The sequence below is a fragment of the Actinophytocola sp. NPDC049390 genome (assembly GCF_044466355.1).
Classification (GTDB): Bacteria; Actinomycetota; Actinomycetes; order Mycobacteriales; family Pseudonocardiaceae; genus Actinophytocola.
The window spans coordinates 15,274-27,873 of the sequence record NZ_JBITMQ010000020.1; the positions used below are offsets into that span (position 1 = coordinate 15,274).

Genomic DNA, 12,600 nt, shown 5'->3' on the forward strand with positions numbered 1-12,600 from the left:
ATCATTTTCCCGACGCTTTCCGTGCACACCGGAAAGGACGCGATGAGCACCCTCGCCGAGTTCGACGCCGACCCCCACCCGATCTACGCCCGGCTCCGCGACGAGGAGCCGGTGGCCTGGGTGCCCGACACGGGCCAGTGGTTCGTGACCCGGTGGCACGACGTCCTGACGGTCCTGTCCGACCCGGCGCGGTTCACCGGCGAGCACGCGGACATCCACGACGTGTTCCGGCGGGCGTACGAGCCGGGCCTGGACGCCGACGAGATCGAGACGATCACACGCCCGGTGGCCCGCAAGGCGGTGGACGACGTGTTCACCGCGGGCCACGCGGACCTGACGGCCGAGTACTTCGAACCGGTCGCGGCGGTCGCCGAGGCGACACTGCTCGGCATCGGCGTCAGCGGCGCGGACACGTTGCGACGCTGGGGGAACACGCTCGCGCGGGTGGTCAACGACGCGAACCGTGACCCGTCTGCCGACAACGCGGCGATCGCGGCGATGACCGAGGACGCCGAGATGGCCGTGGTGGTGGACCGGCTGCGCAACCGGGCGGACGGCTCGGTGGTGGCGCGGCTGGTGCGAGCGGACACGGACGTGCCCGCACTGCTCAAGCACGTCGCGATCAGCGTGGTCCAGCCGGGGTGGCTGGCGGCGTGGACCCTGGCCGGGCTGTGGGCGGACCCGCCGCAGCTGTTCGCCGTCCGCCGCGACCGGACGCTGCTGGGGCCCGCGGTGTACGAGGCGCTGCGGTGGGCGAGCCCGCTGGGCGCGGTCACCCGGCGGACGACGCGGCCGGTGTCGCTGGCCGGCCGGAAGATCCCGGGCAGCGCCCGGCTGGCGGTGGTGCTCGCGTCGGCGAACCGCGACCCGGCGATGTTCCCCGACCCCGACCGGTTCGACGTGCACCGGCGGATCCGGACCCACCTCGGGTTCGGCGCCGGGCCGCGCCACTGCCCGGCGCACTCGCTGGTGACCACGGTCGCCAGGATCGCCCTGGACGTGTTGCTCGACCGGATGCCGGACGTGCGGCCCGCCCCGGGCTGGCGGCCCGCGCCGCACGGCTGGAAGCTCCGCCTGCCCGGGCCGCTGGCGGCGGTGTGGGACGCGGGCCGTCACTGAACCGGGTTTCGTGCACAGGACACAATCACCGCGTGTGGATCGGGGTGCTCGGCGGGCTCGAGGTGGTCGCCGACGACGGCGCGCCGGTCGTGGTGAACGGGCCGCGGCCGCGTGCCCTGCTGGTGGTGCTCGCGCTCAACGCGGGCCGCGTGACCAGCGTCGACGCCATCGTGCGGGCCCAGTACGGGGACGATCCGCCAGCCGGTGCGGCCGGTGCGGTGCAGGCGCACGTGTCCCGCCTCCGCAAGGCCGTCGACGCTGTCGTGTTCGACTCGGGTGGGTACCGGCTCGACGTCGACCCGGACGACGTCGACGCGGTGCGGTTCGCACGGCTCGCCGCCGCCGGGCGCGGGTTGCTCGCCGCCGGTGCCCGTGACCGAGCGGCCGCTGTGCTCACCGAAGCCGTCGGGCTGTGGCGCGGGCCCGCCCTCGCCGACCTGCCGCACGGCGGCGCCCAGGTCGCACGGCTCGAGGAGCTGCGCCTCGACGCGCTCGAGGACCTGCACGACGCGCGGCCAGACGAGGTGTCGGTCGCCGCGCTGCGGGCGCTCGTCGCCGCCAACCCGCTGCGGGAACGGCTTCGCGCGCAGCTCATGCGTGCCCTCCACGCCACCGGCCGCCCGGCCGAGGCACTCGCCGAGTTCGCGGACACCCGCAGGTACCTCGCCGACGAGCTCGGCGCCGACCCCTCACCCGAGCTGGCCGCCACGCACCTCGCGATCCTGCGTGCCGAGCAACCACGCCGCGCCGGGCCGCCCGCGCAGCTGACCAGCTTCGTCGGCCGGGCCGACGAGCTCGCGTGGCTCGCCGACCAGGAGGACAACCGGCTCGTCACGCTCGTCGGCCCGGGCGGCGCCGGCAAGACCCGGCTGGCCGTCGAGGCGGCGCGGGGCAGGAACGCCTGTTTCGTCGACCTCTCCCCCGTCACCGACGGCGCGCTCGTGCCGCACGCGCTGCTCGGCGCGCTCGGGCTGCGTGAGGCGGGGTTCGCGGCCGCCGCGGGCGACCCGGTCCACCGGCTCGTCGCCGCGCTCGCCGAACCGCTGCTGCTCGTGCTCGACAACTGCGAGCAGGTCGTCGCCGACGTCGCCGTGCTGGTCCGCACGTTGCTGGCCGAGTGTCCCGGCCTCACGGTCCTCGCCACGAGCCGGGCGCCGCTCGGGCTCACCGGCGAGACGTTGCTGCCGCTGTCCCCGCTCGGCGCGGACGCCGTACGCCTGTTCGCCGACCGGGCCGCGGCCGTGCGGCCCGGGTTCGCCGTCACCGACGGGAACCGGGACGCGGTCGCCGACCTCTGCGCCGCGGTCGACGGGTTGCCGCTCGCCGTCGAGCTGGCCGCCGCCCGGCTGCGGCAGTTCACGGTCGAGGAGCTGGCGGACCGGCTCACCGAGCACGGCCCGTTCCGGTTGCTGTCCCGCGGCGACCGCACCGCGGCGCGGCGGCACCGGACCCTGCGTGCGGTCGTGGCATGGAGCTGGGACCTGCTCACGCCCGAGGAACAGCGGGTGGCGGCGCGGTTCTCCGTGTTCGCGGGCGGCGCGACGCTCGCGGCCGTCGAGACGGTCTGCGACACGACCGACGACGTGCTCGCCGACCTGGTCGACCGGTCGATCGTCGAGACCGACGGCCGCCGCTACCGCATGCTCGAAACCATCCGGCTGTTCTGCGCCGACCACCTCACCGAGGACACCCGCCGGGCGCACGCCCGCTACTACCTGACCGTCGCCGAGCACGCCGACCCGCACCTGCGGCGCGCGGAGCAACTGGAGCGGCTGGCCGAGCTGTCCGCCGACCACGACAACCTGATGGCCGCGTTGCGGTGGTCGGTCGAGGGCGACCCGGCGACCGGGTACCGGCTCGTGGCCGCGCTGACCGCGTACTGGTGGCTGTCGGGGCGGCGCGGCCAGGCCGGGCCCGCGGCCGCCGCGTTGCTGGAGAAGGACGTGCCCGGCCTCGACGAGGAGTACGTCGCGTGCGTGCTCCACGCCGTGCCACGGCCCGCGCAGGCGCACTGGGACCGGGCGCACGCGGTCATGCGCGGCCTCACCGGGCTGCGCTACCCGTTCGCCGCCGCGCTGTGGGGCATGACGGTGGGACCGTGGGGGCCCGCGGAGAACCTGCTCGGGACGGACCCGTGGAACACCGCCCTCGGCATGCTCAGCCTGGCGATCACGAAGGTGCTCGACGGGCGGCCCGCCGACGGTGAGACGGAGCTGCGGGACGTGCTGGCGGAGTTCCGGGCGCTCGGCGAGCGGTGGGGCATGGCGCAGTCGCTGGACTGGCTCGGCGAGGTCGCGGGCTGGCGCGGCGAGTGGGACCGCGCGCGGGCACTGTGGGCGGAGGCGCTGGCGCTGTACGAGAGGTTCGGCGCGCTGGAGGAGTGCGTGGACGTGCTGTGCAGGCGCGCGGACTGCCTCCTGCGACAGGGTGACGCCGCGGGCGCGGAAGCGGACGTGCGGTACGCGGCGGAGCTGGCCACCCGTGCCGGGCAGCCGGACGCGCCGGTCGTGCTGCTCACGGCCGCCGCCCTGACCGGCGACACCGCGCCGCTGGCCACCATGACCGACGCGGGCCCGCGCGTGCTCACCGCGCTCGGCAGGCACGCCGAGGCGCTCGCCGCCGCCCGCGAGTCGCCGTTGGTGTCCGAGCTGGCCGCCGCCGTGGAGGGTTGCGCGAGCACCGCACCGGCACGGGAGGCCGCGTTCCTGCTCGGCACGGCCGTCGCCCTGCGCGGCACGGCGATCACCGGTGCGCCGGGCGTCGCGGCGACGGCCGCGCGGGCCACGGCCGAGCTGGGTGCGCACGCGTTCGCCGCGGCCTACGCCGAGGGCGCGCGGCAGAGCAGGGCGGCCGCTGACAGCACTGTCAGCCGGTTGTCGGCGGGCTGACGGCGGGTGCCGCGATCGTCCGCGGCATGAACATCCTGATCTCCGGCGCGAGCATCGCCGGTCCCGCACTCGCGCTCTGGCTCGCCCGCGACGGCCACGCCGTCACCGTCGTCGAGAAGGCACCCGCCCTGCGCACCGGCGGCCAGGCCGTCGACTTCAAGGGCGCCACCCACCGCACCGTCCTGGCGCGCATGGGTGTCCTCGACGACGTGCTCGCCCGCCAGACCGGCGGTGCCGACCAGGTCATCGTCGACGCCGACGGCACGCGCATCACGACACTGCCCGGCGAGTTCACCGGCGGCGACGTCGAGATCCGCCGGGACGACCTGAGCGCGCTCCTGTACGGGCGCACCGCACAGAGCTGCGAGTACGTCTTCGACGACTCGATCACCTCGCTCACCGACACCGGCGGCGGCGTGCACGTCACGTTCGAGCGGTCCGCGCCGCGCACGTTCGACCTGGTCGTCGGCGCGGACGGCATCCACTCGACGGTGCGCCGCCTGGCGTTCGGGCCAGAGCACGACTTCGTCCGCGACCTCGGCCACCACTACGCGCTCGCCGAGCTGGACGTCGCGGGCGAGAACCTGATGTACAACGAGCCCGGCCGCATGGTCACGCTCGGCGGGCCGAAAGCGCAGTCGTTCTTCGTGTTCGCCGCGGACGGGCTGTCCTACGACCGGTACGACACCGAGCAGCAGAAGAAGCTCGTCATCGACGCCTACCGGGGCGGCGGCTGGCGGCTCCCGGAGATCGTGGCCGCGATCCCGGCCGCACGCGGGTTCTTCCTCGACTCGATCAGCCGCGTCGTGATGGACGACTACGCGAAGGGCCGGGTCGTGTTGCTCGGCGACGCCGCGTACGGCAACACGCTCGGCGGCTTCGGCACCGGCCTCGCGGTCGTCGGCGCGTACGTGCTCGCGGGCGAACTGCGGCGGAGCGGCCACGAGACGGCGTTCCGCCGGTACACCGAGCTGATGCGCGGCTACGCGAAGGTCGTCGGGAAGGCCAACGCGGGCCCGTTCCTGGCCCCGCGCACGAAACGCGGCATCCGGGCGCGGAACCTGCTGTTCCAGTGGCCGCCGCTGTTCCGGTCGATGATGTGGGCGACCGACCGGTTCGCCACCGACATCGAGCTGCCCGAGTACGTCAGGTGAACCGCGCGAGGACCGCCGGGTCGGCGAACACCGCGATCCTGGCCAGCCGGTCACCGGCGACGGTCAGCACCGCGACCGCGTACGGCTGGCCACGCAGGTACGCGACCACCGCGGGCTGGCCGTTCGCGGGCGCGGGCACCATCCGCCAGTCGCCGGGCGACTCGAGTGCCTGCGTCCGCAGGTGCGGCAGGCAGTTCGCCTTGCCCGCGAACCAGGTCCGCACCCCGGTCATCTCCAGCACCGCGTCGTCGGTGAGCAGCCGCTCCAGTGCCGCCGCGTCGGAGTTCTCGAACGCCGCGACGTACCGGTCGAGCACCGCGCGGGCCTGCGCGGACGGCGTGCCGACCTGGTCCGGCGTCAGCTCGGCCGCGGTCGCGCGGGCCCGCTGCAACGCGCTCTTCACCGCGGCGACCGACATGTCCAGCGCGGCGGCGACCTCGGCCGCGGGAAAGGCGAGCACGTCACGCAGCAGCAGCACGGCACGCTGGCGTGGCGGCAGGAACTGCAGGCTCGCGATCAGTGCGAGCCGCAGCGAGTCGCGGCGGACCGCCATCTCGGCCGGGTCGTCGGCGGCGACGAGCGCGTCCGGGATCGGCTGCACCCAGTCCACGTCGGGGGCGAGCTCGACGGGCGCGAGCGGGTCGGTCGAGCTCGGCCCGAGCCCGGACGGCAGGAACCGCCGCTTCTCCAGTGCGGTCAGGCAGACGTTCGTCGCGATCCGGTACAGCCAGGTCCGCAGCGATGAACGGCCCGCGAACCCGTCCTGGGCACGCCACGCGCGCAGGAACGTCTCCTGCACCAGGTCCTCCGCGTCGTCGACGGAACCGACCATGCGGTAGCAGTGCGCGAGCAGCTCCCGCCGGTGCGACTCGAGGGCGTGGTCGAAGTCGGTCACGGATATGGAGACCGGTGGCGGTGCGGAAAGGAATCGCTCAGAGCACGGCCTGGCCCAGCCGCCGCACGAGGTCGGCGAACTCGGCGCGTTCGGCCGGGGTCAGGGCCCGCTCGTAGCCGTCTGCGACGAGGCGGTCCGTGATCTCCTGCGCCCGCACGTGGCGGTCCTTGAGGTGGTCGCAGTCGGGCAGCTCGTCGCGCCAGCCGAGGAACCGGGCCTGCTGGTGCCCCTCGTTGGTGAGGATCGCCTCGAGCGGGCCGAGCCCGGCGGCTGTGGTGGCGACCAGGTGCACCGAACCGCGCCACTCCCGCAGCACGTGGACGAGCTGCAGCAGCCGTGCGGGCCCGCCGTCGGCGAGGGGTTCGGCACGCCAGCCCGCGAACAGCGGCAGCCCGGCCTCCTCGGCGCCGGCGACGACCTTCCCGGCCAGTTCGGCGAGCCGGTCCGCCTGCGCGAACCCGGCCAGGTGGTCGTCGGCCCAGTCGGCGCACGCCTTCGCGTACCGGCGAGCGCCTTCACGCGCCCCGGCGACGGCGACGCCGCGGTCCCACATCAACCGCACGAGCCCCGGGTGCCACCAGCCCATGGCGGCGATGACGACGCCTGCGTCGACGTCACCCAGCACGCCACCGCGGCCGGCGAAGTAGAACGCGAGGCTCTTGGGGTAGCCGTGCTCGGCACCGCGGGCCTGGGTGTCGGGGTGCGTCATCCAGACCGACCCGACGTCGTGCAGGACCTTGTCGGCGGCTCGGACGGTTTCTTCCGCGGTCAACTCGGCCATGGGCTCCCTCGCTCTCGACGGCCCGAGCCTACTCAGGGTGCTGTTCCTCCCAGTCGCTCTGCTTGCGCTCCATCTCGGCCCACACGCGGTCGGGGAAGATCGGCTCGACCGCGGCGACGAGCTCGTCGAGCATGTCCTGACCGGCTTCGCTGGTGCCGAGCGTGCCGGTGTCGTGGATGAGGTCCGGCGGGCGGCCGAACGTGGCCCGGCCGGTGGCGCCGCCGGCCATGCCGTCGTCGGAGTCGTCGAACTCGAACAGCCCGGTCTTCTCGATCCGGTCGTAGAGCCGCCGCCGCTCCTCCTCGCCGAGGTCGACGGTCTCGGTCCACGTCTCGGTGCCGTCGTAGCCGGGCGTCCACTCCAGACGCGCCGTGCCGGTGTCGAACTCGACGCGCCACTCGTAGTGGTAGGGCGGCGGGAGCGACCCGTTGCCGTAGGTGATCTCGCCGACGAAGTCGGCGGGCATGCTGTCGTCGGCGCGGGGCAGGCCGGGCTCGACCCGCGCTCCGCACCCGGCGAGCAACAACAACGCGACCACGAGAACCCGGACCATGGCGGTTGGACCACGCTCGACGCGGTCCGGTTCCCCCAGGGCTACCGGACGGAGGCGGCGGAGCGCCCGACGAGGTACAGGGCGACGCCGCTGACCAGGGCGCCGACGAGCGCGCCACCGAACCCGAGGACGATGCCGACGAGGACGACGAAGCCCACGAAGGCGGCCATCATCAGGAACGCCGCGCGCAACGTCGGCGCCCACCCCCCGATCGCGTGTTCCGCGATGCGCAGGACGCGATCACGGAACAGCAGGTAACGCAGATTCTTGATCTTGTCCGGCCGCCTCGGCGCGGCCGTGTTCGAACGGCTCAACGTTCTTCGCTCTTTCGTTTCGTGCGGGCTCAGGCACGTCACCAGCGCACTACGAAGAGCGCCCCCAGGTGATGGCTTCAAGCATGGACCATCTGGGGTATCCCGGTGGGCCTACCCGCCCATTAAGCGTTCAACGGTGCGTCACAAACGACGAGCGGCAATTAAAACTTCAGGGTGGCATATCACTAACCCGCGCCACACGTTGTACATAATTCCAACAGCCCGACACAACTTTGTCATCAATGTGGGTGACCGGCGAAAACGAGCCCGAAGCAGAGCCGGGCGCAAACCACAAAAGACGGGTATCACAACTCCGGAAGACGCCTCCGAAGCAGGCAGAACTCGTTCCCCTCCGGGTCCTGCAGCGTGTGCCAGGCCTCCTCACCCGTCTGCCCCACGTCCGCGGGCCGGGCCCCGATCGACAGCAACCGCTCCAACTCCGCGTCCTGGTCACGATCGACCGGGTTGACGTCGAAATGCATCCGCAACTTCTCGGTCTTCGGCTTGGACGTGCGGCTGAACACGAGCGTCGGGGCGGCGCCGCCGAACCCGGCCGACGGACCGATCTCGATGCCGTCGTCCGGCTCCTCACGGCTCAGCTCCACATAGCCCAGCACCTCGCACCAGAACCGCGACAGCGCCTCCGGGTCGGCACACTCGACGATCAACTCGGACAACCGGCAGCTCATGGCCGCGATGGTAGCCAGCCGCGCACGCTCTGTCCGCCGTATATGTGCCCGTGCCCACCCGGGCTTGTAGGTTAGGCAAGCCTTTCTTTACTGTGTGGCCTGTGTCCGTCACCCCGCCGCCCGCCGCCAACGGCGTGTCCGCCCGTGAGATCGACGTCGCCTACGGCCGTGACGTGGTCGTCCACGCCGCGTCGATCGCCCTTGAGGCCGGCACCGTCACGGCCCTGATCGGCCCCAACGGCAGCGGCAAGTCGACGCTGCTCCGCGCTCTCGCCCGCCTGCACCCGCCGGTCGCGGGCGACGTCACCTTCGCCGACGGCGCCGACCTGCGCGCGCTGTCCGCGAAGGACCTCGCGCGCCGGATCACCCTGCTGTCACAGCAGAGAACGGCGCCAGGCGGGCTGTGCGTGCGCGAGCTGGTCGAGTTCGGCCGCCACCCGCACCGCTCCCGCTGGGGCGGGCGCGACCCCGAGGGCCCCGTCGCGGTCGACCGGGCCATGGCGCTGACCGGCCTCGCGCCGATCGCCGAGCGGCCCGTGCAGGCGCTCTCCGGCGGCCAGGCGCAGCGGGTGTGGCTCGCGAGCTGCCTCGCCCAGGACACCGCGCTGCTGCTCCTCGACGAGCCGACCACCTTCCTCGACCTGCGCTACCAGATCGAGATCCTCGACGTGATCCGCGACCTCGCCGACGAACACGGCGTCGGGGTCGGCGTCGTGCTCCACGACCTGGACCAGGCCGCCGCGATCGCCGACCGCCTCCTGCTGCTGGAGGAAGGCCGCGTCACCGCGAAGGGATCCCCAGAAGAGGTCCTCACCACCGCGAACCTCACCCGCGCGTACGGCATCCGGGTCGACGTCGACGTCGACCCCGTCGACGGGCGCATCCACACGCGCGCGGTCGGGCGGTTCAACGACACCCGCCTGCGCGCCGCATCGGCTTGATCGTCACCAGTAACACCAGGAGAGAAATGCGCACCACCCGTGTGATCATCGGCCTGTCCGTGGCCGCCGCGTTGTTCGTGGCGGGCTGCGGCACCACCGAGGAGGCAGGCAGCGGAACCGACCAGGCCGCGGCAGGCGGCGAGCCGGTGACCCTCACCGACTCGCGCGGCAAGGAGGTCACGCTCGACGGCCCCGCCAAGCGCATCGCCGCGACCGAGTGGAACTCGGTGGAGTACCTCGTGTCGCTCGGCGTCATGCCGGTCGCGGTGTCCGACATCAAGGGCTACAACACCTGGGCGAGCGCCGCGAAGCTCGACGACACCCCGAAGGACATCGGCACCCGCGGCGAGCCCAGCATCGACACCCTCGGGTCGCTGGACCTCGACCTGGTGATCGTCACCGACAGCCTCACCGAGGGCGCGCTCGAACAGATCGAGGCGAAGACCCCGGTGATCGTCATCAAGGGCGGCGACACCAAGGACAGCATCGGCTCCATGTTCGCGAACCTCGACCTGGTCGCGAAGGCGACCGGCACCGAGGACAAGGCCGCGCAGCTGAAGTCCGACTTCGACGCCAAGATCGCCGAGGGCAAGGCCGAGGTGGACAAGCTCGGCGCGACCGGCCAGAAGGTCGCGTTCGCCGACGCGTGGGTGGACTCCGGCACGGTCAGCATCCGGCCGTTCACCAAGGGCTCGCTGGTGGCGGACACGTTCGAGCGGATCGGCCTGCAGAACGCGTGGACGATGGAGGGCGACCCGGTGTACGGGCTCGCGCAGGCCGACGTGGAGGGCCTGACCCAGCTGGGCGACGTGCACTTCTGGTACATGGCGAACGACTCCGAGGGCGACGCGTTCGCCGAGGGCCTGGCCGACAACGCGATCTGGAAGAACCTGCCGTTCGTCAAGAACGGCAAGGTGAAGCGCCTTCCCGACTCGCTGTGGATGTTCGGCGGCCCGCAGTCCATGGGGCAGTTCGTCGACGCCGCCATCGACGCGCTGAAGGCGTAACACTCCCCAGTGAACACCGCGACACTCACCCGGCCCGCCCCGCCCGACGTCCGCGTCCGGCGGGGCGGCCGCCTCACGCTGCTGGTCGCCGGCCTGCTCGTGCTCATCGCGATCGGCGGCGCCGTGCACCTCACGCAGGGCACCGCCGACCTCGGCGCGCTCGACGTGCTGCGGCTGGTGTTCGGCGGCGGGGACGACGGCACCGCCGCGGTCGTCATCGAGTCCCGGCTCCCCCGGCTGCTCGCCGCGCTCGTCGTGGGCGTCGCGCTCGGGGTGGCGGGCGCGGTGCTGCAGTCGGTGTCGCGCAATATCATGGCGTCGCCGGACACCCTGGCCGTCGACGCGGGCGCGCACCTCGCGCTTGTCGCGATGGCCGCGTTCGGCATCTCGGTGCCGCTGCTCAGCGCGGCGGGCATCGCGTTCGTCGGCGGACTGGGTGCGGCGGTGCTCGTGCTCGCGCTGTCCGGCACCGGCGGCACGGGGATCGTGCGGCTCGTGCTCGCCGGCACCGCGACCGCGCTCGCACTGGTGGCGCTGACCCGCGTCCTGCTCCTGCTGTTCTCGGAGGAGACCCGGGGACTGTTCGCGTGGGGCGCGGGATCCCTCGGGCAGAACGGCCTGTCCGGCGTCCAGACGCTCGGGCCGGTCGTGGGGGTCGCGCTGCTGGTGCTGATCGCCATGGCCCGCAAACTCGACCTCGTCTACCTCGGCGACGACCACGCGCGCACGCTCGGCATCCACGTCGGCCGGGTCCGGCTCGCCTCGATCGTGCTGGCGGTGCTGCTGGCGGCGTCGGCGGTGACGCTCGCGGGCCCGATCGGTTTCGTGGGTCTCGCCGCGCCCGCGCTGGTCCGGCTGATGGCGGGCGCGATCCCCGGGCTGCACCGGCACGCGGCGCTGATCCCGGTGTCGGCCGCGATGGGCGTCGCGCTCCTGATCGGCGCGGACGTGCTGCTGCGTGCGCTGATCGGCTCGCAGAGCGCGCTCGAGGTGCCGACCGGCGTGGTGACCACGATCCTGGGCGTGATCTTCCTGATCGTGCTGGCCAGAAACATCCGGGTGTCGGCGGCGACGTCCGAACCGCCGGCGGCGGGTGCTCGCGGTGGCGTGACCTCCGCCCGTTTCCGGCTGGTCCTCGGTGTGCTGGTGGTGCTGGCGATCGCCTCGGTGGCGGGTTCCGTGCTGCTCGGCGACACGAAGCTGTTGATGGGTGACGTGGTCAACTGGCTGTCCGGCCAGGCGGGCCCGATCGTCACGAACGTCATGGAGAACCGGGCACCGCGCGTGGTGGCCGCACTGCTGGCCGGGGCGTCGCTGGCGCTCGCGGGTGCGGTGGTGCAGGCGCTCGCCCGCAACCCGTTGGCGGAACCGGGGATCATCGGCGTCTCGGGCGGCGCCGGGCTGGGCGCGGTCGCGATGATCACGCTGGTGCCGGGCGTGGGGTTCTGGACGCAGGCAGGTGCCGCGGGCGTCGGCGCGGCGATCGCGATGGCGCTGGTGTTCATGCTCGCGGCCCGCGGCGGGTTCGCGAGCGAACGACTGGTGCTCATCGGGTTCGGCATGCAGGCGGGCACGGCCGCGCTGATCACGTTGCTGATCACGCTGACCGACCCGTGGAACGAGACGAAGGCGCTGACGTGGCTCGGCGGCTCGACCTACGGGCGGTCGTTCGAACACCTCGTGCCGATGGCGCTCGCGGTGCTGGTCGTGGTCCCGGTGCTCGTCCGCGCGCGTGGCGAACTCGACCTGCTGTCGCTGGACGACGAGACGCCGAGGGTGCTGGGCGTGCACGTGCCGCGGTCACGGCTGTTGCTGCTGACGTGCGCGGTCCTGCTGACCGGCGCCGCGGTGGCCGGGGTGGGCGTGATCGCGTTCGTCGGTCTGGTGGCCCCGCACGCGGCCCGCGCGATCGTCGGCCGACGGCACACGCGTGCGCTGCCGGTGGCCGCGCTGCTCGGCGGCATTCTCGTGTGCGTCGCCGACACGATCGGCCGCACGGTCATCGCACCGGGACAGCTCCCCGCGGGGTTGATGACGGCGATCATCGGCGCGCCGTACTTCGTGTGGCTGCTGTACCGCAGCCGCGTCCGCACGGTGTAGTCCGCACCGAGCGGTGCGCACTGTCCGCGGGTGGGGTCGCGGGCGCGGGCCCCCCCCCCCCCCGGGGGCGGGGGGGGGGGGGGGTGGCGACGGGCGGGGGGGCGGGGGGGGGGCCCGTGTTGGCCACCAGGAGCCCCGGGCCCGCCCCCCCGCGGGCCG

Annotated in this window: 11 protein-coding genes; 6 read left to right on the forward strand and 5 right to left on the reverse strand. The window is 73.3% G+C overall.

Annotation, left to right across the window (positions count from 1 at the left end):
- Positions 1-42 precede the first annotated feature (42 nt).
- From ACIBVP_RS40160 to ACIBVP_RS40170, 3 genes are read left to right on the forward strand one after another with little or no spacing between them, the layout of a single operon-like run.
- Positions 43-1,119 (forward strand): cytochrome P450, encoded by a 1,077-nt coding sequence (locus tag ACIBVP_RS40160; RefSeq protein ID WP_396111784.1) that lies wholly within the window; start codon positions 43-45, stop codon positions 1,117-1,119.
- A 32-nt stretch (positions 1,120-1,151) separates the two neighbouring features.
- Positions 1,152-4,007 carry an AfsR/SARP family transcriptional regulator gene (locus ACIBVP_RS40165; protein WP_396111785.1) on the forward strand — a complete coding sequence of 952 codons (2,856 nt, stop codon included), beginning with the start codon at positions 1,152-1,154 and terminating at the stop codon, positions 4,005-4,007.
- Between the two features lie 26 nt (positions 4,008-4,033).
- A complete protein-coding gene (locus tag ACIBVP_RS40170; RefSeq protein ID WP_396111786.1) occupies positions 4,034-5,161 on the forward strand; it encodes an FAD-dependent monooxygenase in 1,128 nt (375 codons plus the stop codon).
- On the opposite strand, the gene ACIBVP_RS40175 is transcribed toward ACIBVP_RS40170, so the two are convergent.
- The 5 genes from ACIBVP_RS40175 to ACIBVP_RS40195 all read right to left on the reverse strand — a co-directional run bounded on the left by ACIBVP_RS40175 (position 5,154) and on the right by ACIBVP_RS40195 (position 8,393).
- A complete protein-coding gene (locus ACIBVP_RS40175) occupies positions 5,154-6,056 on the reverse strand; it encodes an RNA polymerase subunit sigma-70 (protein ID WP_396111787.1) in 903 nt (300 codons plus the stop codon). The two genes, ACIBVP_RS40170 and ACIBVP_RS40175, sit on opposite strands and share 8 nt — an antisense overlap.
- Positions 6,057-6,093: 37 nt before the next feature.
- Positions 6,094-6,837, reverse strand: a complete 744-nt coding sequence (locus ACIBVP_RS40180; protein ID WP_396111788.1) for a hypothetical protein — start codon at positions 6,835-6,837, stop codon at positions 6,094-6,096.
- A gap of 28 nt (positions 6,838-6,865) precedes the next feature.
- Positions 6,866-7,390 (reverse strand): hypothetical protein, encoded by a 525-nt coding sequence (locus ACIBVP_RS40185; RefSeq protein ID WP_396111790.1) that lies wholly within the window; start codon positions 7,388-7,390, stop codon positions 6,866-6,868.
- 41 nt (positions 7,391-7,431) lie between these two features.
- Positions 7,432-7,704, reverse strand: coding sequence for a hypothetical protein (locus tag ACIBVP_RS40190; protein ID WP_396111791.1), 273 nt, complete (start codon positions 7,702-7,704; stop codon positions 7,432-7,434).
- A gap of 305 nt (positions 7,705-8,009) precedes the next feature.
- A complete protein-coding gene (locus tag ACIBVP_RS40195) occupies positions 8,010-8,393 on the reverse strand; it encodes a VOC family protein (RefSeq protein WP_396111792.1) in 384 nt (127 codons plus the stop codon).
- Between the two features lie 101 nt (positions 8,394-8,494).
- On the opposite strand from ACIBVP_RS40195, the gene ACIBVP_RS40200 reads away from it, so the two are divergent.
- The 3 genes from ACIBVP_RS40200 to ACIBVP_RS40210 are packed head-to-tail and all read left to right on the forward strand — an operon-like array spanning position 8,495 to position 12,441.
- Positions 8,495-9,334 (forward strand): ABC transporter ATP-binding protein, encoded by an 840-nt coding sequence (locus ACIBVP_RS40200; RefSeq protein WP_396111793.1) that lies wholly within the window; start codon positions 8,495-8,497, stop codon positions 9,332-9,334.
- Positions 9,335-9,360: 26 nt separating this feature from the next.
- Positions 9,361-10,341, forward strand: coding sequence for an ABC transporter substrate-binding protein (locus ACIBVP_RS40205; RefSeq protein WP_396111794.1), 981 nt, complete (start codon positions 9,361-9,363; stop codon positions 10,339-10,341).
- Between the two features lie 9 nt (positions 10,342-10,350).
- Positions 10,351-12,441, forward strand: coding sequence for an iron ABC transporter permease (locus tag ACIBVP_RS40210; protein ID WP_396111795.1), 2,091 nt, complete (start codon positions 10,351-10,353; stop codon positions 12,439-12,441).
- Positions 12,442-12,600 lie beyond the last annotated feature (159 nt).